The organism is Streptomyces sp. YJ-C3, assembly GCF_053891275.1.
The window spans coordinates 422,251-445,868 of record NZ_CM132685.1 but is presented as its reverse complement, the minus strand read 5'-3'; the positions used below and the strand labels follow the sequence as shown (position 1 = coordinate 445,868).

Annotated in this window: 23 protein-coding genes; 10 read left to right on the top strand and 13 right to left on the bottom strand. The window is 71.0% G+C overall.

The window, feature by feature from the left end; translation table 11 throughout:
• The gene (locus ACVHNB_RS01990; RefSeq protein WP_428953188.1) at positions 1-672 is read right to left on the bottom strand and encodes a response regulator transcription factor; all 672 of its coding nucleotides are present in this window, start codon (positions 670-672) and stop codon (positions 1-3) included.
• 55 nt (positions 673-727) lie between these two features.
• Entirely contained in the window at positions 728-1,930 is a 1,203-nt protein-coding gene (locus tag ACVHNB_RS01985) for a sensor histidine kinase (protein ID WP_428953189.1), read from the bottom strand.
• A 118-nt stretch (positions 1,931-2,048) separates the two neighbouring features.
• On the opposite strand from ACVHNB_RS01985, the gene ACVHNB_RS01980 reads away from it, so the two are divergent.
• On the top strand, positions 2,049-3,074 hold the full coding sequence (locus tag ACVHNB_RS01980; protein ID WP_456227288.1) for an SAM-dependent methyltransferase: 1,026 nt from the start codon (positions 2,049-2,051) through the stop codon (positions 3,072-3,074).
• Here the strand turns inward: ACVHNB_RS01980 and ACVHNB_RS01975 are convergent.
• Positions 3,039-4,190: an NADH-quinone oxidoreductase subunit D gene (locus tag ACVHNB_RS01975; protein ID WP_428953191.1), complete on the bottom strand. Its 1,152-nt coding sequence runs from the start codon at positions 4,188-4,190 to the stop codon at positions 3,039-3,041. The genes ACVHNB_RS01980 and ACVHNB_RS01975 overlap by 36 nt on opposite strands.
• Positions 4,191-4,221: 31 nt before the next feature.
• Here ACVHNB_RS01975 and ACVHNB_RS01970 point away from each other — a divergent pair, with 31 nt between their 5' ends.
• Both ACVHNB_RS01970 and ACVHNB_RS01965 read left to right on the top strand, forming a co-directional pair.
• Positions 4,222-4,746: a PH domain-containing protein gene (locus ACVHNB_RS01970; RefSeq protein WP_456227287.1), complete on the top strand. Its 525-nt coding sequence runs from the start codon at positions 4,222-4,224 to the stop codon at positions 4,744-4,746.
• The gene (locus ACVHNB_RS01965) at positions 4,743-6,095 is read left to right on the top strand and encodes a PH domain-containing protein (protein ID WP_456227286.1); all 1,353 of its coding nucleotides are present in this window, start codon (positions 4,743-4,745) and stop codon (positions 6,093-6,095) included. Before ACVHNB_RS01970 ends, ACVHNB_RS01965 begins: the two co-directional genes overlap by 4 nt.
• A gap of 147 nt (positions 6,096-6,242) precedes the next feature.
• Here the strand turns inward: ACVHNB_RS01965 and ACVHNB_RS01960 are convergent, their stop codons facing one another.
• From ACVHNB_RS01960 to ACVHNB_RS01945, 4 genes are all read right to left on the bottom strand, one after another.
• The gene (locus ACVHNB_RS01960) at positions 6,243-7,100 is read right to left on the bottom strand and encodes a hypothetical protein (protein WP_428953194.1); all 858 of its coding nucleotides are present in this window, start codon (positions 7,098-7,100) and stop codon (positions 6,243-6,245) included.
• A gap of 165 nt (positions 7,101-7,265) precedes the next feature.
• Positions 7,266-8,234, bottom strand: coding sequence for an ABC transporter substrate-binding protein (locus tag ACVHNB_RS01955; protein WP_428953195.1), 969 nt, complete (start codon positions 8,232-8,234; stop codon positions 7,266-7,268).
• 111 nt (positions 8,235-8,345) lie between these two features.
• Positions 8,346-9,014 carry an ABC transporter permease gene (locus ACVHNB_RS01950; protein ID WP_428953196.1) on the bottom strand — a complete coding sequence of 223 codons (669 nt, stop codon included), beginning with the start codon at positions 9,012-9,014 and terminating at the stop codon, positions 8,346-8,348.
• Entirely contained in the window at positions 9,011-9,748 is a 738-nt protein-coding gene (locus ACVHNB_RS01945; protein ID WP_456227285.1) for an ABC transporter permease, read from the bottom strand. The genes ACVHNB_RS01950 and ACVHNB_RS01945 overlap by 4 nt, the downstream gene beginning before the upstream one ends.
• A 195-nt stretch (positions 9,749-9,943) precedes the next feature.
• Here ACVHNB_RS01945 and ACVHNB_RS01940 point away from each other — a divergent pair, with 195 nt between their 5' ends.
• Positions 9,944-11,107, top strand: a complete 1,164-nt coding sequence (locus ACVHNB_RS01940; protein ID WP_428953198.1) for an ABC transporter ATP-binding protein — start codon at positions 9,944-9,946, stop codon at positions 11,105-11,107.
• A 66-nt stretch (positions 11,108-11,173) separates the two neighbouring features.
• Here the strand turns inward: ACVHNB_RS01940 and ACVHNB_RS01935 are convergent, their stop codons facing one another.
• Complete coding sequence (locus ACVHNB_RS01935; protein ID WP_456227284.1) at positions 11,174-12,292, bottom strand: alpha/beta hydrolase; 1,119 nt, start codon at positions 12,290-12,292, stop codon at positions 11,174-11,176.
• Positions 12,293-12,548: 256 nt separating this feature from the next.
• On the opposite strand from ACVHNB_RS01935, the gene ACVHNB_RS01930 reads away from it, so the two are divergent.
• From ACVHNB_RS01930 to ACVHNB_RS01905, 6 genes are all read left to right on the top strand, one after another.
• The gene (locus ACVHNB_RS01930) at positions 12,549-14,315 is read left to right on the top strand and encodes a phosphatidylglycerol lysyltransferase domain-containing protein (protein WP_456227283.1); all 1,767 of its coding nucleotides are present in this window, start codon (positions 12,549-12,551) and stop codon (positions 14,313-14,315) included.
• 139 nt (positions 14,316-14,454) lie between these two features.
• On the top strand, positions 14,455-15,318 hold the full coding sequence (gene folP / locus ACVHNB_RS01925; protein WP_428953201.1) for a dihydropteroate synthase: 864 nt from the start codon (positions 14,455-14,457) through the stop codon (positions 15,316-15,318).
• 53 nt (positions 15,319-15,371) lie between these two features.
• Positions 15,372-15,836 carry a nuclear transport factor 2 family protein gene (locus ACVHNB_RS01920; RefSeq protein ID WP_456228829.1) on the top strand — a complete coding sequence of 155 codons (465 nt, stop codon included), beginning with the start codon at positions 15,372-15,374 and terminating at the stop codon, positions 15,834-15,836.
• A 214-nt stretch (positions 15,837-16,050) separates the two neighbouring features.
• Positions 16,051-16,410 (top strand): dihydroneopterin aldolase, encoded by a 360-nt coding sequence (gene folB / locus ACVHNB_RS01915; protein ID WP_428953203.1) that lies wholly within the window; start codon positions 16,051-16,053, stop codon positions 16,408-16,410.
• Entirely contained in the window at positions 16,407-17,006 is a 600-nt protein-coding gene (folK, locus tag ACVHNB_RS01910) for a 2-amino-4-hydroxy-6-hydroxymethyldihydropteridine diphosphokinase (protein WP_428953204.1), read from the top strand. Before folB ends, folK begins: the two co-directional genes overlap by 4 nt.
• A gap of 55 nt (positions 17,007-17,061) precedes the next feature.
• Complete coding sequence (locus ACVHNB_RS01905; RefSeq protein ID WP_456227282.1) at positions 17,062-17,544, top strand: DUF3180 domain-containing protein; 483 nt, start codon at positions 17,062-17,064, stop codon at positions 17,542-17,544.
• 121 nt (positions 17,545-17,665) lie between these two features.
• Here the strand turns inward: ACVHNB_RS01905 and folE are convergent, their stop codons facing one another.
• The 5 genes from folE to ACVHNB_RS01880 form a co-directional block, all read right to left on the bottom strand.
• Positions 17,666-18,271, bottom strand: a complete 606-nt coding sequence (gene folE, locus ACVHNB_RS01900; protein WP_428953206.1) for a GTP cyclohydrolase I FolE — start codon at positions 18,269-18,271, stop codon at positions 17,666-17,668.
• Positions 18,272-18,370: 99 nt separating this feature from the next.
• Positions 18,371-20,386: an ATP-dependent zinc metalloprotease FtsH gene (gene ftsH / locus ACVHNB_RS01895; RefSeq protein ID WP_428957596.1), complete on the bottom strand. Its 2,016-nt coding sequence runs from the start codon at positions 20,384-20,386 to the stop codon at positions 18,371-18,373.
• 205 nt (positions 20,387-20,591) lie between these two features.
• Positions 20,592-21,152 carry a hypoxanthine phosphoribosyltransferase gene (gene hpt / locus ACVHNB_RS01890; protein WP_428957597.1) on the bottom strand — a complete coding sequence of 187 codons (561 nt, stop codon included), beginning with the start codon at positions 21,150-21,152 and terminating at the stop codon, positions 20,592-20,594.
• 44 nt (positions 21,153-21,196) lie between these two features.
• Positions 21,197-22,207: a tRNA lysidine(34) synthetase TilS gene (gene tilS, locus ACVHNB_RS01885; protein ID WP_428953207.1), complete on the bottom strand. Its 1,011-nt coding sequence runs from the start codon at positions 22,205-22,207 to the stop codon at positions 21,197-21,199.
• Between the two features lie 200 nt (positions 22,208-22,407).
• Complete coding sequence (locus tag ACVHNB_RS01880) at positions 22,408-23,544, bottom strand: zinc-dependent metalloprotease (RefSeq protein ID WP_428953208.1); 1,137 nt, start codon at positions 23,542-23,544, stop codon at positions 22,408-22,410.
• Between the last annotated feature and the right edge of the window lie 74 nt (positions 23,545-23,618).

Below are 23,618 nucleotides of genomic sequence, written 5' to 3'. Positions count from 1 at the left end.
TCAGCCGTGGCCGCCGGCGCGGACGAGCCCCGTCTCGTAGGCGAGGACGACGACCTGGACGCGGTCGCGCAGGTCCAGCTTGGTGAGGATGCGGCCGACGTGCGTCTTCACGGTGGCCTCGGACAGCACCAGGCGGGCCGCGATCTCGCCGTTCGACAGGCCCTGGGCGACCAGGACCATCACCTCGCGCTCCCGCTCGGTGAGCCGCTCCAGCTGCTTGTGCTGCGGTTCCTTGGCGCCGCTGGGCAGCATCGGCGCGAACCGGTCGAGCAGCCGCCGCGTCGTCGACGGCGCGACCACCGCGTCGCCGCTGTGCACGGAGCGGATCGCGGTGAGCAGCTCGCCGGGCGGCACGTCCTTGAGCATGAAGCCGGAGGCGCCCGCCTTCAGCCCGGAGAACGCGTACTCGTCGAGGTCGAACGTCGTCAGGATCAGCACCTTCGGCGGGTTCGGGTCCGCGCAGATCCGCCGCGTCGTCTCGACCCCGTCCAGCTTCGGCATGCGGACGTCCATGAGGACGACGTCCACCTGCGTCGCGCGCAGCACCTCGATGGCCTCGACGCCGTCGCCCGCCTCGGCGACGACCTCCATGTCCGGCTGCGCGGCGAGCACCATCCGGAAGCCGGTGCGCAGCAGCACCTGGTCGTCGACGAGCATGACCTTGATCGACATCGGGCGGGTCCTCACATCTCGTGGCGACTTGTGCGGGCTGAGTTGCTGGTACGTGTCAGTGAGCGGGCTTCAAAGGCAGCAGGGCGCTGATACGGAAGCCACCGCCGGGGCGCGGGCCCGCGTCCAGCGTGCCGCCGACCATACCGATGCGCTCCCGCATCCCGATCAGGCCGTGCCCCCGGCCGTCCGCGCCGCCGTCCTCGTACAGCTCGTGCGGGGCGCCCTTCCCGTCGTCCTCGACGAGCAGGCCGAGGCCGTCGTCGAAGTAGACGAGGCGCACGCTCGCTCCGGCGTTCGGACCGCCGTGCTTGCGGGTGTTGGTGAGGGCCTCCTGCACGATGCGGTACGCGGTCAGCTCGACGCCGCTGGGCAGCGGGCGCGGGGTGCCCTCCACCTTGAAGTCGACCGGCAGGCCCGCGGTGCGCACCTGCTCGACGAGGTCCTCGATCTGGTCGACGTCGGGCTGCGGCACGTACTCGCCGCCCTCCTCGTGCTCGCCGGTGCGCAGCACGCCGAGCAGCCGGCGCATCTCGGCGAGCGCCTGCCGGCCGGTGCCGGAGATGGTCTCCAGGGCCTTCTTCGCCTGGTCGGGCGCCTGGTCGAGGACGTAGGCGGCGCCGTCGGCCTGGACGACCATCACCGACACGTTGTGCGCGACGACGTCGTGCAACTCGCGGGCGATGCGCGCCCGTTCGGCCGCGACCGCCACCTTCGACTGGGCCTCGCGCTCTCGCTCCAGGCGGGCGGCGCGCTCCTCCAGCTGTGCCAGATAGGCGCGGCGCGTGCGCAGCGAGTCACCGAGGACCCAGGCGAGGGCGAAGGGCACCATCTGGAAGACGGTGACCGCGATGTGCCCGAGACCGCTGCCCTGCTCCGAGGGCCAGCGCACCTCCGCCAGCGGCGCCGCGCACAGGCCCACGGCCAGGGCGAGCCGGGACGCCCAGCGGGCACCGGTCGCGGCGACCGTGTAGACGATCACCAGCATGGCGAAGTCCGACGGGTTGACCTGCGCGTCGAAGACCAGCTGGCCCAGGCCGGCGGCGATCGTGAGCACGAGCATCCGCTCGGGCATCCGGCGGCGCAGCGCGACGACCACGCTCAGCACGGCGGCGAACGCGATCCCCGCCGCGATGTTCCCGTACAGCGTCGGCCCGTTCAGACTGACGGCGCTCACGACCGTGATCCCGAACAGGATCACGGCCCAGAAGCCGTCGACCCATGTCGGGTGTCTGCGGAGGAAGTCGTAGAGGCGCTGCACGTAACCCAGAGTAGGTAAGGCTTCGGCGTGCGGGGGTCAACCGGAGGACCGATCCGCGCCCGGCGCGCGTACTCCCCAAGGTGGAGGCGCATGCGCCCCCTGCGCATAGCCTTCGGTCGTGAGGAACGCACAACAGGGCGCGGGAAGCGGGTGGCGCGAGGCCACGGAAGAGGCGTTGTACGGCCCGGACGGCTTCTATCGCAGGCCCGAGGGACCGGCCGGACACTTCCGTACGTCGGTGCACGCGTCGGCGCTGTTCGCGGAGGCCGTGGCCGAGCTGCTGTGCCGGGTCGACGCGGCGCTCGGGGAACCGGCCGAGCTGGCGTTCGTCGACATGGCGGCGGGGCGCGGCGAGCTGGTTTCCGGCGTCCTCCAGGTGCTGCCGCAGGACGTGGCGGCACGCGTGCGTGCCCTCGCGGTGGAGAAGGCCGACCGCCCCGCGGATCTCGATCACCGGATCGAGTGGCGGTCCGAGCCGCCGGCCGGGATCCGCGGCCTCCTCTTCGCGAACGAGTGGCTCGACAACGTGCCCCTGGACGTCGTCGAGACCGACGCGGACGGCACGGCCCGGCTGGTGCTCGTCCGGGCGGACGGCGAGGAGAGCCTGGACGCGGCGCCGCTCGACGACCGGCTGCGCCGCTGGCTGGACGCCTGGTGGCCGCTGCCCGCCGAGCAGGGCCTGCGCGCCGAGGTGGGGCTGCCCCGCGACGAGGCGTGGGCGGCGGCCGTGCGCACCGTGGAGCGCGGCCTCGCGGTGGCCGTCGACTACGCCCACACGCGCGGGACGCGCCCGCCCTTCGGCACGCTCACGGGTTTCCGGGCCGGCCGCGAGACCCCGCCCGTGCCCGACGGCTCCCGCGACATCACGGCCCATGTGGCCCTGGACGCCTGCGCGGTGACCTCCGGGGCCCGCGTCGTCCCGCAGCGTGCCGCCCTGCGCGCCCTGGGCGTCGGCGCGGGGCGCCCGCCGCTCGCGCTCGCGTCCCAGGACCCGGCCGCGTACGTCCGGGCGCTCACGCGGGCGGGAGAGGCCGCGGAGCTGACGGCCCGCGGCGGGCTCGGCGACTTCGGCTGGCTCATGGAGCCGGTGGGCCTGCCCGAGGGGGCCCTACTTGTCGATGTCGCCGACCACGAAGAACAGTGACCCGAGGATCGCCACCATGTCGGCGACCAGAGTCCCCGGAAGCAGCTCGGTCAGTGCCTGGATGTTGTTGTACGACGCGGAGCGCAGCTTGAGCCGGTACGGCGTCTTCTCGCCCTTGCTGACGAGGTAGTAGCCGTTGATGCCGAGCGGGTTCTCCGTCCACGCGTACGTGTGGCCCTCGGGCGCCTTGAGGACCTTCGGGAGGCGCTGGTTGACCGGTCCTGGCGGCAGCTCGGCGAGCCGGTCCAGGCAGGCGTCGGCGAGGTCGAGCGCGATGTGGGACTGCTCCAGAAGGCACTCGAAGCGCGCCAGGCAGTCGCCTTCTTGTCGCGTGACGACCTTCAGGGTGTCCTGCAGCTCCCCGTAGGCGAGGTACGGCTCGTCGCGGCGCAGGTCGAAGTCGACGCCGGAGGCACGGGCGATCGGACCGCTGACCCCGTAGGCGTGCGCGGCCTCGGCGGACAGGACACCGACACCGCGCGTGCGGCCCCGGAAGATCTCGTTGCCGAGGACCAGGCGGTCGTAGACGTCCATGCGGGAGCGCACGTCCGCGACGGCGGCACGCGCGCGTCCCGTCCAGCCGAGCGGCAGGTCCTCCTTGAGGCCGCCGACGCGGTTGAACATGTAGTGCATGCGCCCGCCGGAGACCTCCTCCATGACGTTCTGGAGTTCCTCGCGCTCACGGAAGGCGTGGAAGACCGGAGTGATTCCGCCCAGTTCGAGCGGGTACGAACCCAGGAACATCAGATGGTTCAGCACACGGTTGAGCTCGGCGAGCAGGGTCCGCAGCCAGACGGCGCGCTCCGGGACCTCCATGCCGAGCATCCGCTCGACGGCGAGCACGACCCCCAGCTCGTTCGAGAAGGCGGACAGCCAGTCGTGACGGTTGGCGAGCATCACGATCTGCCGGTAGTCGCGCGCTTCGAAGAGCTTCTCCGCGCCGCGGTGCATGTAGCCGATGACCGGCTCGGCATGCTGGATCCGCTCGCCGTCCAGTACGAGACGCAGGCGCAGCACTCCGTGGGTGGAGGGGTGCTGCGGACCGATGTTGAGCACCATGTCGGTGCTCTCCGCGGCACCACCGATGCCGACCGTGGCCTGAGTCGTGGGCGTCATGCGCACAGTCTCTCCTACGTAGGGTGGTCGTATGGAAACGGGGACTACGGGGGCCAAAGGGCCCGCGGACGGCGCCGAGGCGCGGTCCGAGGCCGAGCCGGTCTGGACGGGGCTGCCGCCGGGCCTGCTGAACCTGCGCCGCCTGCTGCTGGTGCTCTGGCTGGTGCCGCTGGCGGCGGCGGTCGGGGTGCTCCTGTGGCTCTTCGCGGGCCCGGCGTGGGCGGCCCTCGCGCTGCTGCCGCTGGCCGTGCTCGCGTGGGGCTGGCCGATGCTGGGCCGCAACTGGCGCTCGTGGCGGTACGCGGAGCGGGCCGACGACCTGCTCATCAGCCGCGGTGTCCTGTGGCGTGAGGAAACGATCGTGCCGTACGGGCGGATGCAGCTGGTCGAGGTGACCTCGGGTCCCCTGGAGCGGAAGTTCGGCCTGGCCAGCCTGCAGCTGCACACCGCGGCAGCCGCCACCGACGCGACGATCCCTGGCCTGGCCCCGGCCGAGGCCGAGCGGCTGCGCGACCGCCTCACCGAGCTCGGCGAGGCCCGATCGGCGGGCCTGTGACGGCCTCCCGCGTCCCCGAGGACATCGCGGCCGGGCCACCCGCCGACACCGTGCGAGAGCGGCGTCTGCACCCCGTCACGCCGCTGCGCCGGGCCTGGGCGCCGATCGCCGTCCTGCTCGGCTGGGCCGTCCACGACATGGATCAGGCGCAGCGCCAGCTGGCCCACCTCACCGCGACGACCCTGGCGATCGGCCTGGCCGTGCTGGTCCCGACCGCCGCCCTGTACGGCTTCCTCACCTGGTGGTTCACGCACTTCGCGGTGACGGACACCGAACTGCGCATCCGTACGGGCCTGTTGTTCCGCCGCACCGCCCACATCCGGCTCGACCGCCTTCAGGCCGTCGACGTCACCCAGCCGCTCCTGGCCCGCTTCGTAGGCGTGGCCAAGCTGAAACTCGACGTAGTGGGCGCCGACAAGAAGGACGAGCTCTCCTACCTGGGCGAGAAGGAAGCACGCGACCTCCGTGCCGAGCTTCTGGCCCGCGCGGCCGGGTTCGCGCCCGAGTCGGCGCACGAGGTGGGCGAGGCCCCGTCGCAGCAGATCCTGCACACGCCGCCGCGCATGCTGGCGGTGGCCCTGATGCTGACGGGCGCGCCCTGGGCGATGCTGCTGGCCGCGGTCGTCGTCCCGGCCTTCCTGTGGTTCGCCACCCACAACCTGTGGACAGTGATCGCGGTCGGGGTGCCGCTGGTCGGCGGGGCGTTCACCAACAGCGCGGGCCGGTTCATCAAGGAGTACGACTGGACGGTCGGCGAGTCCCCGGACGGGCTGCGCATCGACCACGGGCTGCTCGACCGGGTGCACGAGACGGTGCCGCCGGGCCGCGTGCAGACCGTGCGCATCGTCGAACCGCTGCTGTGGCGGCGCCGCGGCTGGGTCCGCGTCGAGCTGCACGTCGCGGGCTCCGCGAACTCCGTGCTGGTCCCGGTGGCTCCCCGCGCGCACGCCGAGGACGTCATCGCGCGGATCCTGCCGGGCGTCGCGGTGCCCAAGCCGGCCGACTTCGCGCCGTCGCCCCGCCGGGGCCACTGGTGCGTACCGCTGTGGTGGCGGGGCTACGGAGTCGCCGTCACGGAGACGGTGTTCGCCGCGCGCCAGGGCCTCCTGCGGCGCCATCTCTCCTTGGTCCCGCACGCCAAGGTGCAGAGCGTGCGCCTCGCCCAGGGCCCCTGGGAGCGGTACTGGCGGGTCGCCGATCTGCACCTCGACACCGGCGCCAACAAGACGGTCACGGCCCGGCTCAGGGACGTCCAGGAGGCGTCGGAGCTGCTGCGGGCGCAGGCCGACCGGTCGCGGACGGGGCGCAGGGACGCGCGGCCGGACCGCTGGATGAGCAAAGCGCCGTAAGGAGGCGCGAGCGGACGACGAGAGGGCGCCCTGCCGAAGCGGGGCGCCCTCTTGCACGACCGATGGCCTCACACGGCCCATGACCTCAGGCCGACAGCGCGGACCCGGGGCGAGCAGCTCACGGATCTCAGGCCTGAACCGCCGGCCTCAGGCCTGGAGCGCGGACCTCAGGCCGGCCACATCGATCTGCTCGGTCTCGTCATGAGCGGTCAGGTCGATGACCTCCTGCTCGGCGAGTGCCTCCTCGCCCACGACATCGGCCAGATCCTCGTCCTGGCCCACGGCGGCGCCGCTCGTCCCGAAGAAGTCGAACCCGCCCTCGGGGATCTTCCGCGCGGGCGCCGCGGGCACCACGGCCGCGGCGACCGGCACGGTGAAGTGGCCGGACGCCGCGTGGGACTTCCCCTGGGAATCGGCCTCCTCGGCGACGGGCCGCTCCGGCCGCGCGAGCCGGTCGAGCGCCGCGTTCGCCCGCAGGTACAGAGCAGGTGTGGCCCCGCCTCCGGGGCCCGGCCGGGCCGGCGCCGGCGGCAGCGCCCTGGGCGGGGCGGCAGCCTCTATCGCGAGCTGACGGCGGCCCTCCAGGGCGGTGGCCCGCTCCGTCTCCGCGGTCGCGTACCGGCGCAGCAGCGCCGCGTGCTCGTTGCGCAGCGCCGCCAGCTCGGAGCGCTTCGCGCGCAGCTTGCTCTCCAGCCTGGTGCGCAGCTCCCGCGACTCGTCGAGGTCGCCCTCCAGCTCCGCCACGGCCTCCTCGTGCCGCCAGCGCTCGCTCGCGGCGCCCCGGGTCAGCTCGGCGACCTGCTTGCCCGCGAGCCGGTCCCAGCGGCGCATCACGACGGCGCCGATCACGGCCGCGGCGGCCGCGGCGGCGGTGACGCCGCGCAGCACGAGCGGATCGTCGGACAGCCAGACGCCGCCCGCGCAGACGAGCGGCACACCGGCGATCACCGAGGGCGGCAGCAGGCGGTGCAGGGGTGGGGAATGGCGGTGACGTCCACGTGGCATGGCCAGAAACTTACCGCGCGTAGGCGAATCGCGAAGCCCCGCCCGGCAAAATACGGGCACAGGCGGCACAGAAACCACCGAACTCACGCCAGAAGAGGCTCATTTACTCCTCCGCCCCTCTTCCGCGCTCGCTTCCCCACTCCCTTCACCGGACCTCAGCCAAGATCACTTACCGATCAGGCCCTTGGACTCCAGATAGTCCTTCGCGACGTCCGCTTCCTTCTGGCGCTCGGCGTCGACCTTGCGGTTCAACTCGACCAGATCGTCCGTCGTGAGCGTCTTCGTCAGCTTCCCGAGAACGTCGGCAATCCCCTTGTCGCCGGCGTCCTTCGCGTTCACAACCGGAATGATGTTGTCCGCGTTCTGGAGCTTCTTGTCGTCCTCCAGCAGGACGAGACCGAAGTTCTTCAGCGTCGCGTCGGTCGTGGTCGTCAGGACCAGCTGATCCGTACCGTTCTTCACGGCCTGCTTGGACTGCGTGGTGCCGACGCCCTTGGGGTCGATTCCGGTGACGTCGATCCCGTACGTCTTCTTGAGGCCCGGGGCGCAGAACGGCCGCTCCTCGCATTCGTCACCGGCCGCGATCTTGACCTTCTCGCCCGACTTGCCGAGATCGGAAAGCGTCTTGAGGTTGTGCTTCTTGGCGAAGGACTCGCTCACCGCGAACGCGTTCTGGTCGACTGCGCCGCCGGCGTCCAGGACCTTCAGGCCCTCCGGCTCGGCGAGTTCCCGCAGAGCGGTGACCGTGGCCTCGACATCGCTGGACGCGACGGGCTTCGCGTCGGCGCCGTTCTTCTTCAGGTTGAGGAATTCGGCGAGCGTCGCCGCGTATTCGGGCACCACGTCGATGGCGCCCTTGGCGAGCTGCGGCTCGTAGATCTCACGGTTCTCGACCGTCTTGACCGACGCGTCGTACCCGGCGTCGTCCAATATCTGCCGGTACAGCTCACCGAGCACCTTGGCCTCGGTGAAACTCGCGGCGCCGACGACGACCTTGCCCTTCTTGCCACCGCCGCCCGAACTGCCCGAATCGTCCTTGCCCTCGAGGCTGTCGCCACCGCACGCGGTGAGTCCCGCGGTCAGTGCTCCCACGGCCACGGCCGCCAGGGCCATTCGACGCGCTCTGCTGTTCATCGCTCTCCTAGTTGCACTGATCGCACTGCCGGAATCCAGGGACAAGAACCGAACCCAAGAACAAAACCAAAGAACAGAACCGCTACCCGCGAAAGGGCCCGGAATCCGTCGTCACGCCCGCCCCCGCATGGGGTCGAGCACCCGCCCCACCGCCACGAACACGCCCTCCACGAGCAGCGCGAGCGCGGCGACGAGCAGGGCGCCCGCCACCACCTGCGGTGTGTCCTGAAGGTTGAACCCGGCCGTGATGATCCGTCCGAGCCCGCCCTCGCCCGCCATCGCGGCCAGCGTCGCCGTCGCGATCACCTGCACCGCGGCCGACCGCAGGCCGGTCATCACCAGCGGGTACGCCAGCGGCAGTTCGACCCGGGCGAACACCTGACGGCCGCTCATGCCCATGCCGCGCGCGGCCTCCACCACCGAGCGGTCGACCTCGCGCATGCCCACGTACGCGTTCGTCAGCAGTGGCGGCACCGCGAACAGCACCAGCGCGATGAGCGTCGGTATGTCTCCGTGCCGGCCGAGCGGGGTGAGGGTCAGCAGCACGAGGACGGCCAGCGTCGGCACCGCGCGCCCCACGTTCGACACATTGATCGCGAGGGCGCCGCCCTTGCCGATGTGCCCGAGCCACAGGGCGAGCGGCAGCGCGATGAGGCAGGCGATGCCGAGCGCGACACCGCTGAAGTACAGGTGCTCGGCGAGACGGTGCCAGACCCCCTTCTCGCCCTGCCAGTTGGTCCCCGTGGTCAGCCAGTCGTAGGCCCCCGATATCGCGTTCATGCCACCTTCTCCGGCTCTGCGGGGGTCGCGTCCGCGCGGACGCGGGACCTGCGCGACGGCTTCGCGGCCGCCACCCGCGTCCACGGCGTGAGCCGGCGCTGCACGCCGAGCAGCAGCAGGTCGGCGAGGATCGCGAGCACCACGCACAGCACCGAGGCGGTGAGGACCTGGGCCTTGAAGTCACTGTCGAGGCCGTCGAGGATCAGCGTGCCGAGGCCGCCGTAGTCGACGATCGCGCCGACTGTCGTCAGCGCCACCGTGGAGACCGTGGCGATGCGCACGCCGGCCAGCAACGCCGGCAGCGCCAGTGGCAGTTCGACCTCCCACAGCAGCCGCACCGGCCCGTATCCCATGCCGCGCGCGGCCTCTCTGGCCTCCTCGGGCACGGACTGCAGTCCCGCCAATATGTTGCGCACGAGAATCGTCAGCGAATACAGGACGAGCCCGGTGACCACCAAGGAGATCGAGAGCCCGAAAAGGGGCAGCAGCAGCGAGAACATCGCCAGCGAGGGAATCGAGTAGAACACGGTCGTCAGACCGAGCACCGGTCCCGCGAATGCCCGCTTGCGCCGCGCGAGCAGCGCGAGCGGGAAGGCGATCAGGACGCCGATCGCCACCGAGGACACCGTGATCCCCACATGCTGGACGGTCGCGTCCACCAATTCCTGGCTGCGGGTGCGCAGATACGCCCCGCACACCCAGTCATTGGCCACCAGGCAGTTCTGCTCGCTCACCCCGCCCCGCCTCCCCCGATTCCCCGAACGTATGTCAGTCGTCCGTACCTGCGCACGCACGTTCCGACTGCCGACGACCCTAGCGGCCACCACTGACAATGGCCGAGACCCGCCCCCTCCCCGCAACATTCCCTTCACATGACTGCCTTGCCCGGCCGTCCCCAACCCGGCCCTGTCCCGGCAGAATGGGGTCTCATGATCCGGTTCGAGCACGTCAGCAAGCAGTACGCGGACGGCACCACTGCCGTCGACGACCTGTCATTCGAGGTGAACGAGGGCGAACTGGTCACGCTCGTCGGCCCGTCGGGCTGCGGCAAGACCACGACGATGAAAATGGTGAACCGGCTCATCGAACCCACCGCGGGCCGGATATTCCTCGACGGCGACGACATATCGGCCATCGATCCGGTCCAGCTGCGGCGGCGGATCGGATACGTCATCCAGCAGGTCGGCCTGTTCCCGCACAAGACCGTGCTGGACAACACGGCGACCGTGCCGCACCTGCTCGGCGTCAAGCGCGCCACGGCCCGCGAGCGGGCGGCCGAGCTGCTCGACCTCGTCGGCCTGGACCCGAAGACGTTCGGCGACCGCTACCCCGACCAGCTCTCGGGCGGACAGCGGCAACGGGTCGGGGTGGCCCGGGCGTTGGCGGCGGATCCGCCGGTGCTGCTGATGGACGAGCCGTTCGGCGCGGTCGACCCGGTGGTGCGCGACCACCTCCAGACCGAGTTCCTGCGCCTGCAGCAGACGCTCGGCAAGACCGTCCTGTTCGTCACGCACGACATCGAGGAGGCCGTCCGCCTCGGTGACCGGATCGCCGTCTACGGGCAGGGCCGCATCGAGCAGTTCGACACCCCCTCCGCCGTCCTGGGCGCCCCCGCCACCGACTACGTGGCCGATTTCGTCGGCGCCGACCGGGGCCTGAAGCGTCTGTCCGTGACGCCCATCGAGGAGGGCGATCTGGAGCAGCCGCCCGTCGTGCACCTCGACGACCCGCTGCCGACGGACCTCGACGCCCGCTGGGCCGTCGTCCTGGACCACGACAACAACCTGCACGGCTGGATCTCCGCCGAGCACGCGCGCGCGGGCGGCGCGAAGGGCGACACCGTCCGCGACCACGCCCGCCGCATGGAGGCCTGGCTGCCGGTCGGCGCCTCCCTCAAGCAGGCGTTCGCCACGATGCTCCAGCACGACGCGGGGTGGATCGCGGTGATCGACGAGCGCTCCGAGGGCCGCTTCCTGGGGGTCCTGACGCCGGCCAGGCTGCACGAGGCGCTGCGCCGCTCCACGGCCGCGGACGCGCGGGACATCCCGCGCGCGGAGGTCGAACTGGAGACGGTGGAGCCACTCCTCAAGTAAGCAGTCGGTGCCTAAGGAGTAGGTGCCTAAGGAGTAGGCGTCCGCGTACGTCGCTCACCTGGGCGCCTACTTGTCGCCGATGCGCCGGCCCAGCCATTCCAGCGTCGCCGGGATCTCCCGGCGCCACGTGTTGAAGTTGTGCCCACCGCTGTCGAGGACGATCGACGACACGCGCGTGGGCGACTTCACCTTGTCGATGAACCGCAGCGTGTCCTTGTAGTTGCTCTCGCCGAGCTTGCTGCTGGTCACCAGGAGGGACGTCGCGGGCGGCGGCAGGTGGTCCAGGGACCACATGAGGTCCGCCCGGTTCCGCAGCGGCACGTTCCCGTGGAAGAGATCGCCCGTCGTCGGGTCGAGGGGTGCCTTGTAGTACGCGGACAGGCCGGCGCCCGCTCCGTAGACGTCGGGGTGGTGCATGGCCACCTTCAAGGCGCAGTACCCGCCTGTGGAGTCACCGACGATGCCCCAGCCGCCGGGCTTCCTGCCCACCCTGTAGTGGGCCGCCACCTCGTCGGGCAGGTCCTTGGCGAAGAACGTCTCCGTCTGCGGTCCGCCGGGCACGTCCACGCATTCGGTGTCGCGCGGCGGCGCCACGGTCGGCCGCAGCATCACCAGGATCATCGGCGGCATCCTGCCCGCCTTCGCCAGCGCCTGGGCGGTCTGCGGATAGTGCAGGCCTTTGACGAGCGCCCGGGCGGTCCCGGGGTAGCCGGTCAGGACGACGGACGCGGGGAACGTGCGGTGGGCGTACCGCGGCTGGAAGTACTCCGGCGGCAGGTAGACGTACGCGGGGGCGGCGATGTGCGACACCCGGCCGACGAGGTCGACCTTCTGCAGCTGACCGCCGACGCTCGGCCGCGTTCCGCCGGACACCGCCATGTCCTGGGTGGAGCGGACCTGCACCGGTCCGCCGCTCGCGGCCACGTCGTGGTCGCTCACCACCCCCTGCCCCTGCTCCTGTCCGAAGAGGTCGGCCCAGGTCGCGTAGAAGCCGAACGCCTGGTTGGCGGCGAGCCCGACCGCCGCGAAGATCGCCACCTGAGTGCCGAGGAGCAGGCCCACACGTCCGGTGACGGACCGCCAGGAACGATTCGCCAGACGCGGCCAGAGCAGCACGGTGCCGAAGAACAGGACCACGGCGAGCAGCACCGCGAGACCCAGCGCTGTGTGGCTCGTGAGACCCATGGGACGTTTCCTGCCTACGAGTTGACGGCCGCCCGTGCGGACGCCGAGGACGGCTTTCCCCACCCTTGCCGCACCCTTTGCGGTGATTTTCCGGCTGGGAGTGAACCCGGCTCCCCCTCCCCTCGTCCTAGAGGTCGCAAGTCGCGGGATGCCGGATTTGGCACCGCGTTCACGTTTCTCGCAGAACTACGGGAATGCGATGTTCGTCAGGATAGATGCGGAAAGCTCGCGAGGGGTTCCGGGCCGGGTGCGGCGCATGGTGCGCGGCCCCCGTCCGGAGGCAGTGCCGGCCCTGATCGCCAGAGCCTGCATCCTGGTCGGGCTCCTGGACATCGCGGCCGGCGTCTTCCCCCGTTTCCGGCACAGCCGGATGCACACCCTCGCCGAGGTGCTGCCGGGCACGCTCGGCCCGTTCGCTGCGGCCCTCGCGCTCAGCAGCGGCGTCCTGCTGCTCCTGCTCGCGCACGGCCTGCGGCGCCGCAAGCGGCGGGCCTGGCGGGCGGCCGTCGTCCTGCTGCCGTTCGGGGCCTGCGCGCAGTTCGCGTACCGGCACTCGTTCGCGGGCGTCGTGATCCCGCTGCTGCTCCTGTGGCTGCTCACCCGGCACCGCGACCAGTTCGCCGCGCTGCCCGACCCGCGCAGCCGCTGGCGCGCCCTCGCCAACTTCGTCCTCATGGGCGCCGGTTCGATCCTGCTCGGCCTCGCCGTCGTCAGCGCCCACCCGCGCCGGCTCGTCGGCGACCCCAGCCTGGCCGACCGTCTGGAGCACGTCCTGTACGGCCTGTTCGGCATCGACGGACCCCTCGACTACGCGGGCCGCACCTCGCACACGGTCGCCGTCTCGCTCGGCGCGCTCGGCATGGTCACGGCCCTCACCACGATGTACTTCGCGTTCCGCCCCGAGCACCCGGCCGCGCGTCTGACCGAGGACGACGAGACGAAACTGCGCGCCCTGCTGGACAAGCACGGCGCCCGCGACTCCCTGGGGCACTTCGCGCTCCGCCGCGACAAGGGGGTGGTGTTCTCCCCCAGCGGCAAGGCGGCCGTCTGCTACCGCGTCGTCTCCGGCGTGATGCTCGCCAGCGGCGACCCCGTGGGCGACGTGGAGGCGTGGCCCGGCGCCATCGAGCGCTTCATGGACGAGGCACGGGCCCACTCCTGGACCCCGGCCGTCATGGGCTGCTCCGAGACGGGCGGCGAGGTGTGGACCCGCGAGACCGGCCTGGACGCTCTCGAACTGGGTGACGAGGCGGTGGTGGATGTCGCGGATTTCTCCCTGACCGGGCGGGCGATGCGCAACGTGCGCCAGATGGTCAAAAGGATCGAGCGCAATGGCTACGAGACACGGGTCCGGCGCATCCGTGACCTCGCCCCCGCCGAACTGGACCGCGTCCGCCGCGCCGCCGAGGACTGGCGCGGCACCGACACCGAGCGCGGCTTCTCCATGGCGCTCGGCCGCATCGGTGACGAGACGGACGGCTCCTGTCTGATCGCGACGGCCCACAAGAGCGACGCGCACGGATCCGGCCCCTACGGAGACCTCAAAGCGGTCCTCCACTTCGTCCCCTGGGGCACCGACGGCGTCTCCCTCGACCTGATGCGCCGCGACCGCACGGCCGACCCCGGGATGAACGAGCTGCTCATCGTGGCCGCCCTCCAGGCCGCCCCGAAACTGGGCATCACCCACGTCTCGCTCAACTTCGCGATGTTCCGCTCGGCGCTCGCCCGCGGCGAGAAGATCGGTGCCGGCCCGGTCCTGCGCGCCTGGCGGGGGCTGCTCGTCTTCCTCTCCCGCTGGTTCCAGATCGAGTCGCTCTACAAGTTCAACGCCAAGTTCCGGCCCCGCTGGGACCCCCGCTTCGTCGTCTACCGCTCCCCGAAGGACCTGCCGAGGATCGGCTGGGCGGCCATGCAGGCGGAGGGCTTCGTGCACCTGCGGCTGCCGCGGCCGCTGCGCCGCCGGACCCCGGAGCCGCGGCCGTGCGCCCACGACCATCAGGAGCGCGAGGTACGGGCCGCCTGAGCGAAGGCGTCACTCAGGGGCGCGGGGAACCGCGTGAGCGACCACGACGAATCCGCGGGCGGTGACGCGGGGCCACCGCCCGAGCCGGAAGCCGCCCGCACGGCGCAGGCACCCCGTTTCCGGCTCTAGGCTGGAAGACATGAGCACGTCGCAGGTCCACCGCGGCCACGTAGCCCACCTCCCCGTCTGGGACCGCTGCGCGGTCATGGGAGTCGTCAATGTGACGCCCGACTCCTTCTCGGACGGGGGCCGCTGGTTCGACACCACCGCCGCCATCAAGCACGGCCTGGACCTGGTCGCCCAGGGCGCCGACCTCGTGGACGTCGGCGGCGAGTCCACCCGCCCCGGCGCCACCCGCGTCGACGAGGACGAGGAGCTCAAGCGCGTCATCCCCGTCGTCCGCGGACTCGCCGCCGAAGGCGTCACGGTCTCGGTCGACACGATGCGCGCCTGCGTCGCCGAACAGTCCCTCGCGGCGGGCGCGGCCCTGGTCAACGACGTCAGCGGCGGCCTCGCCGACCCGGCGATGATCCCGACCGTGGCCGCGGCGGGCGCGCCCTTCGTGGTGATGCACTGGCGCGGCTTCCTGGAGGGCGCCACCGTACGGGGCACCTACAAGGACGTCGTCTCCGAAGTCGTGAACGAGCTGCACGCGCGCGTGGAGGCGATCATCGAGGGCGGCATCGCTCCCGACCACATCGTCGTCGACCCGGGCCTCGGCTTCTCCAAGGAGGCCGACCACGACCTCGCCCTCCTCGCCCACCTCGACCGGCTCCGCGCGCTGGGTCACCCGGTCCTGGTCGCGGCCTCCCGCAAGCGGTTCCTCGGCCACGTACTGGCCGGCGAGGAGGGCGCCCCGCCGCCCGCGCGCGAGCGCGACGCCGCCACCGCCGCCGTCTCGGCGATCGCCGCGCACACCGGCGCCTGGGCGGTCCGCGTCCACGAGGTGCGGGCCACCGCCGACGCGGTCAGGGTGGCCCGCGCCGTCGAGGGAGCCCTGTGACCGGGACCGACACCCAGGCCGTCGACGACGCCAACCGCGCCTACTACGAGGCCATGGAGCGCGGCGACTTCGAGGAGCTGACGTCCCTGTGGCTGGCCCCCGAGGACGTCGCGTACGCCGAGGACGCCGACCCGGACGACGCCGAGGACACCTCCATCAGCTGCGTCCACCCCGGCTGGCCGGTGCTCACCGGACGCGGCGAGGTGCTGCGCAGCTACGCGCTGATCATGGCGAACACCGAGTACATCCAGTTCTTCCTCACCGATGTGCACATCAGCGTCGTCGCCGACACCGCGCTGGTGACCTGCACGGAGAACATCCTCAGCGGCGGCCCCGCCCCCGAGGAGGGCGACGAGCTCGGCCCGCTCGTCGGCCAGCGCGTCGTCGCGACGAATGTGTTCCGGCGCACCCGCGACGGCTGGAAGCTGTGGTCGCACCACGCCTCGCCGGTGCTCGCGGACGCGGATGACGAATCCGACACCGCCGACAACGCGGAGGACGACGGGTCACCCGGCTGAGTGGGTAAGCGCCCCCGGAGGGGCCCGAAATCCCGGCGCGAGGTTGGTTTCCCGCACGCAGGGGTATGGGCGGCTACCAGCCGGGGGCCGCCTTTGTCCATAGCCCCCGCGGGCGAGCGATGTCAGTGCTCGCAGGTAGATTCGATCGAAGGCCGTCGTGTCGACCGCACATCGACAGGACCGGCCTCTACCGACGACTGCAGGAGTGATTCGCGTGGATCGTGTCGCGCTGCGCGGCCTCAAGGCCCGCGGGCACCATGGCGTCTTCCCGAAGGAGCGCGAGGAGGGCCAGACCTTCATCGTGGACCTGGTGCTCGGACTGGACACCCGGGCGGCGGCGGCCGACGACGACCTGGCGAAGACCGTGCACTACGGCATCGTGGCGGAGGAGGTCGTGGCCGTCGTGGAGGGCGAGCCCGTCGACCTCATCGAGACGCTCTCCGAGCGCATCGCCCAGACCTGCCTGAAGCACGAAGGGGTCCAGGAGGTCGAGGTCTGCGTCCACAAGCCGGACGCACCGATCACCGTGCCCTTCGACGACGTGACCGTCACCATCACCCGGAGCCGAGTATGAACATGACTCACAGCGACCCGACCGTCCAGCCGGTTCCAACCTCCGTGGTGGAGCAGGTGGATGCCGCCGACACCACGCTCTCCAACCCGAAGCGGGCCGTGCTCTCCCTCGGCTCGAACCTGGGCAACCGCCTGGAGACCCTCCAGGGCGCCGTCGACGCCCTGGAGGACACCCCCGGCGTCCGCGTCAAAGCCGTCTCCCCCGTGTACGAGACGGAGCCCTGGGGCGTCGAGCCGGGCTCGCAGCCGTCCTACTTCAACGCGGTCGTGGTCCTGAAGACGACGCTCCCGCCCGTCTCGCTCCTGGAGCGCGCCCACGCGGTCGAGGAGGCCTTCCACCGCGTGCGCGACGAGCGCTGGGGACCGCGCACCATCGACGTCGACATCGTCGCGTACGCCGATGTGGTCTCGGACGACCCGACGCTGACGCTGCCGCACCCGCGGGCCCACGAGCGGGCGTTCGTGCTGGCGCCCTGGCACGACGTGGAGCCGGAGGCCCAGCTGCCCGGCCGCGGCGCCGTCGCCCAGCTGCTCGGCGTCGTGACCCGCGACGGGGTGGCGCCGCGCGCCGACCTGGAACTCCGGCTGCCCGAGTAATCGTTAAGGTCTAGCGGGCAGGGCCGAGGACACACGTGAGGGGCGACCAACGGGGATGAAGCAACTGCGCATCAGGACTCTGGCCGGCCTCTTCGTGGTCGCCGGGGTCCTGTCCTGGGCCGGCGCCCGGCTGTGGGACTCGCTCGGCACACTGCCACGGGTCCCGCTCGCGGCACCCATCGTGCTGGCGGTGATCGCCGCCGTGCTGCTCGCGACGGCCCTGTCCATCCGCTCCCGGCTGCGCGCCCAGCGCGAGCGCCGGCCGGAGGCGAAGGGCGTCGACCCGATGATGGCCGCCCGGGCGCTCGTCTTCGGACAGGCCAGCGCGCTGGTCGCGGCGCTGGTGGCGGGGATGTACGGCGGAGCCGGGGCGTTCCTGCTGGAGTCCCTCGACATCCCGTCCCGCCGCGACCAGGCGATCTACGCCGGCTTCTCGGTCCTCGCCGGCATCGCGGTGATAGCGGCCGCGCTCTTCCTGGAGCGGGTGTGCAGGCTGCCGGAGGACGACGACACGGAGAGCGCGGCGCCGACTGCGTGAGCCGCGCCCTGAAGGGGCGCGGCTGACGGCGTGAGCAGCCCCGGCGGCGCCGAGACGGCGAGCGAGACGGGGCTGCGGCCCCGGACCCTCGCTCCTCAAGCGCCGGCGGGGCTGGTTCCGCTCAGCGCCCGATGATCAGGCTCATCGCCTCGGCCCGAGTGGCCGGATCACGCAGCTGACCGCGGACCGCCGACGTGATGGTCTTGGCGCCGGGCTTCCGTACCCCGCGCATCGTCATGCACATGTGCTCGCACTCCACGACGACGATGACGCCGCGCGGCTCCAGGATCTCCATCAGGGAGTCCGCGATCTGCGTCGTCAGCCGCTCCTGGACCTGCGGGCGGCGGGCGTAGACGTCGACGAGGCGGGCCAGCTTCGACAGCCCCGTGATCTTGCCGTCGGTCGACGGTATGTAGCCGACGTGCGCGACACCCACGAACGGCACCAGATGGTGCTCACAGCTCGACTGGACCTCGATGTCCTTCACCAGGACCATCTCGTCGTGGCCCAGGTCGAACGTCGTCGTCAGGACGTCCTCGGGCTTCTGCCACAGACCGGCGAAGATCTCCTTGTACGCGCGAGCGACGCGCGCCGGGGTCTCCAGCAGACCCTCACGGTCCGGGTCCTCACCGACCGCGATGAGCAACTCGCGCACAGCGTTCTCGGCCCGCTTCTCGTCGAACTCGCCGATCGGGCCCTCGCCGTCCAGCGTCACCGGGTCGGTCATCTGGTGCCTCTTCTCGTATGAACCGGCGCGGCAGCGCAAAAAGCCGCGTCCCCCACACCGTAAAGCGTGGGGGACGCGGCATGCATTCCGGGCCCTGAGTCAGCTCTCGGGACGCTCTTCCTTCACCGTGTCCACCGGGGTGGTGGTCTCGATGGCGGGCGCCGATCCGTTCGCCCCGTTCGTCAGCGACAGCTCCTTGGGGGAGAGCACCGGCGGGCGGGTCGAGGGGGTGCGGCGGGAGGAGCCGGTCCACGCGGGGCGGGCCGGACGCTTCACGATCGGAGCGAAGATCTCGGCGATCTGCTCCTTGTTCAGCGTCTCCTTCTCGAGCAGCGCGAGGACCAGGTTGTCGAGAACGTCGCGGTTCTCGACGAGGATCTCCCAGGCCTCGTTGTGCGCGGTCTCGATGAGCTTCTTGACCTCTTCGTCGACGAGCGCGGCGACCTCTTCCGAGTAGTCGCGCTGGTGACCCATCTCGCGGCCCAGGAAGGGCTCGGTGTTGTCACCGCCGAACTTGATCGCGCCGAGCCGCTCGGTCATGCCGTACTGCGTGACCATCGCGCGGGCCGTACCGGTGGCCTTCTCGATGTCGTTGGCGGCGCCGGTCGTCGGGTCGTGGAAGACGAGCTCCTCGGCCGCGCGGCCGCCCAGCATGTAGGCGAGCTGGTCGAGCATCTCGTTGCGCGTGGTCGAGTACTTGTCCTCGTCCGGCAGCACCATCGTGTAGCCCAGAGCACGGCCTCGGGAGAGGATCGTGATCTTGTGGACCGGGTCGGAGTTCGGCGAAGCCGCCGCGACCAGGGCGTGACCGCCCTCGTGGTACGCGGTGATCTTCTTCTCCTTGTCCGACATGATCCGGGTCCGCTTCTGCGGGCCCGCGACCACACGGTCGATCGCCTCGTCGAGCATCACGTTGTCGATCAGCTTCTTGTCCGAGCGGGCCGTGAGCAGCGCGGCCTCGTTCAGCACGTTCGACAGATCGGCACCCGTGAAGCCCGGGGTGCGGCGCGCGACGGCCGACAGGTCGACGTCGGGTGCGACGGGCTTGCCCTTCTGGTGAACCTTGAGGATCTCCAGACGGCCCTGCATGTCCGGGCGGTCGACCGCGATCTGGCGGTCGAAGCGGCCGGGACGCAGCAGCGCCGGGTCGAGGATGTCGGGCCGGTTCGTGGCGGCGATCAGGATGACGCCGCCCTTCACGTCGAAGCCGTCCATCTCGACGAGCAGCTGGTTCAGCGTCTGCTCGCGCTCGTCGTGACCGCCGCCGAGGCCGGCGCCGCGGTGACGGCCGACCGCGTCGATCTCGTCGACGAAGACGATCGCCGGAGCGTTCGCCTTGGCCTGCTCGAAGAGGTCACGGACACGGGAGGCACCGACACCGACGAACATCTCGACGAAGTCGGAACCGGAGATCGAGTAGAACGGCACCCCGGCCTCACCGGCGACGGCGCGCGCGAGCAGCGTCTTACCGGTACCGGGCGGGCCGTACAGCAGCACGCCCTTGGGGATCTTGGCGCCGACGGCCTGGAACTTGGCCGGCTCCTGCAGGAACTCCTTGATCTCGTGGAGTTCCTCGACGGCCTCGTCCGAGCCCGCCACGTCGGCGAACGTCGTCTTCGGGGTGTCCTTGGTGATGAGCTTGGCCTTGGACTTCCCGAAGTTCATCACTCGGGAGCCGCCGCCCTGCATCTGATTCATCAGGAACAGGAAGACGACCACGATGAGGACGAAGGGCAGCAGGGACAGCAGGATGCCCACGAAGGGGTTCTGCTTCGACGGGGAAACGGTGTACCCGTCGGTGATCTGCTTGTCCTCGAACCTGGCCTGCAGGTCCTTGGCCACCTCGACGCCCTGGTCGCCGATGTAGCTGGCCTGGATCTTGTCCGAGCCCTCGACCTTCTGGCCGTCCTTCAGCTCGACCTTGATGGTGTTTTCATCGCCGGTGGTCAGCTTGGCCGACTGCACCTTGTTGTCGTGAATGGCCTGAATGACCTGGCCGGTGTCCACCGTCTTGTAGCCGCCGGACGAACCGACGACCTGCATCAACACGACCACGGCAAGGACGGCCAGCACGATCCACATGACCGGCCCACGGAAGTATCGCTTCACGTCCATCCATACGGAGCGGTGCCGCCCCGTCCCTCCTGCCATAGTGAGTTTGATAAGGCTGTTTGAAGCTGTTTGAAGAACTGTTCTTCGGACGGTACCCCAGCATTGTCACCCGACGCCGCAGGGGACGACCGACAAACGCGCCTTCGCATGCTCCAACGGCGGGAACCCCGCAAGGGTTCCCGGCCGCCGGAGCGGGGCTGACGCGTACTCAGCCGCCGTAGACGTGCGGCGCGAGCGTGCCGACGAACGGCAGGTTGCGGTACTTCTCCGCGTAGTCCAGGCCGTACCCGACCACGAACTCGTTCGGGATGTCGAAGCCGACCCACTTCACGTCGATGTCGACCTTGGCCGCCTCGGGCTTGCGCAGCAGCGTGCACACCTCGAGGGAGGCGGGCTCGCGCGAACCCAGGTTGGTCAGCAGCCAGGACAGCGTCAGACCGGAGTCGATGATGTCCTCGACGATCAGGACGTGCTTGCCCTTGATGTCGGTGTCGAGGTCCTTGAGGATCCGCACGACGCCGGACGACTGGGTGCCCGCGCCGTACGAGGACACGGCCATCCAGTCCATCGTGACGGGGGTGGACAGGGCACGCGCCAGGTCCGCCATGACCATCACGGCGCCCTTGAGCACCCCGACGATCAGCAGGTCCTTGCCCGCGTACTCCGCGTCGACCTTCGCGGCCAGCTCGGCCAGCTTCGCGTCGATCTCTTCCTTGGTGATGAGCACCGACTTGAGGTCGGTGCCCATGTCTTTCGCGTCCACCCGCATCACTTTCGGTCGTCCCACCGGCCGCCGCGACGTGAGCCGCGAACTCAGCCTTGCCGGATGACCAGTCTGCCACCCTGCCGCTGGGCGACGACTTTGCCCGGGAGATTGATCTCCCCCTGGCCGCGCCATCCGGTGATCAGGCGGTCGACCTCTTCGATGTGGCGGGCGAAGAGCGCTCCGGCGGGGGCGCCGGCCTCGATGGCCGCCTTGCGCAGGATGCGGCGGCGGACGGCGGGCGGCAGCGCGTAGAGCTTGGCGCATTCGAGGAGACCGGCCGCGTCCCGCACGGAGTCGGCGGCCTCCCTGGCCCAGGTGTCCAGCGCGTCGGCGTCGTCGCGGGACAACTGGGCCGTACGGGCGAGGGCCTCGACGACGCCCTTGCCGAGCGCCTTCTCCAGGGCGGGCAGGCCCTCGTGGCGCAGCCGTGATCGCGTATAGGCCGGATCGGTGTTGTGCGGGTCGTCCCAGACGGGCAGGTGCTGCACGAGGCAGGCCTTGCGGGCCGTCTGCCGGTCGAGCTGGAGGAAGGGGCGGCGGTAACGGCCGCCGGCCCCCGAGACCGCGGCCATTCCGGACAGGGAGCGGATGCCGGAGCCGCGGGCGAGGCCGAGCAGGACGGTTTCGGCTTGGTCGTCGCGGGTGTGGCCGAGCAGGACGGCGGCGGCGCCGTGGCGCTCCGCTGCGGCGTCGAGGGCGGCGTAGCGGGCGTCGCGGGCGGCGGCCTCGGGGCCTCCGTCGCGGCCGACCTGGACGGCGACGGACTCGACGGGGGTCATGCCGAGGGCGGTCAGGCGCAGGACGACATCCTCGGCGCGGGTCACGGAGCCGGGCTGCAGACCGTGGTCGACGGTGATGCCACCGGCGCGGATGCCGAGTTTGGGGGCTTCGAAGGCGAGGGCCGAGGCGAGCGCCATGGAGTCGGCGCCGCCCGAGCAGGCGACCAGCACGAGTGGCTGCTCACCGGAGGGAGGCTCGTGGGGATGTGCGCTGAGGATGTCGTGGAGGACGCGGCGGACCGCCAGGCGTATCGCCGCGACCGCAGGATGGGGACCCATGTCCGGTTCCCTTCATTCCGTTGTCTAGGGGGGTGGGCGCCAGAAATTGAAACGGCTCAGTCGCTCAACGGTGATCCAGTGAATTCGGTCACGCAGAGTGTGTCGATGGTGACAGAGCCGAGCCATTCCCTGAGCATTGCACGCCTGCCCACGGCCTACGGTCCCTCGGATGGGTGATCCTGAGCAATTTTGGGCGTGGCTTACGGGGCGTCGTGAGCGCCGCCTGTCTTGTTGTGCACCCTCGCGACCCAGTCCGCCGGTTTGGCGATCTCCGCCTTGGTCGGGAGCGTGTTGGGCGATGTCCAGATCCGGTTGAAGCCGTCCATACCGACCTCCTCGACGACCGCGCGCACGAAGCGCTCTCCGTCGCGGTACTGGCGCAGCTTGGCGTCGAGGCCGAGCAGCTTGCGCAGGGCCATGTCGAGCCGGGAGGCGCCCTTCTGGCGGCGCTGCTGGAACTTCTCGCGGATCTCCCCCACCGTCGGTACGACCGCGGGGCCGACGCCGTCCATCACGTAGTCCGCATGCCCTTCGAGCAGGGACATGACGGCGGTGAGGCGGGCCAGGATCTCGCGCTGGGCCGGGGACTGGACGAGCTCCACGAGGGACCGTCCGCCGTCGTCCTCCTCGCCCTCGGGGCGGCCGCCGGCGAGGGACTGGGCGGCCTCTCTGATCCGCTCCAGGAAGGTCGTCGGGTCGACCTCGGTCTCGCCGAGAAACGACTGGATTTCGCCCTCCAGGTGGTCCCGCAGCCAGGGCACGGCGGTGAACTGGGTGCGGTGCGTCTCCTCGTGCAGGCAGACCCAGAGCCTGAAGTCGTGCGGGTCCACGTCGAGTTCACGCTCCACGTGCACGATGTTCGGCGCGACGAGGAGGAGGCGGCCGCCGCCGTCGGGGGCGGCCGGGAGGTCGCGGGTGGCGGGGGCGAAGGTCTCGTACTGGCCGAGGACCCGGGAGGACAGGAACGAGAGCAGCATGCCGAGCTCGACGCCCGTGACCTTGCCGCCGACCGCGCCGAGCACGGCGCCGCCGGGTCCCGACCGGCGCTCCTGCATCTTGTCGAGCAGGGGCTTGAGGATCTCCCGGAAGCCCGCGACGTTGGCCTTCACCCAGCCGGGCCGGTCCACGACGAGGATCGGGGTGTCGTGCACGTCCTCCGTGGCCATGCGCGTGTAGGCGCGCACGTGCTCCTCGGAGGCCTTGGCGTGCCGGCGCAGCTCCGAGACGACGGCGCGTGCCTCGTCCCGGCTGACCTCTGGGCCGGGTCGTACGAGTCGGGTCGCGGTCGCCACCGCGAGGTTCCAGTCGACCATCTCCACACCACCGATGCTCGTCATGCGTCAACGGTACGTGACCCCCTCCCTGCGCGGAGGGGGTTGGACCCGGACCGGACCCCCACTTCGGCCCCGGC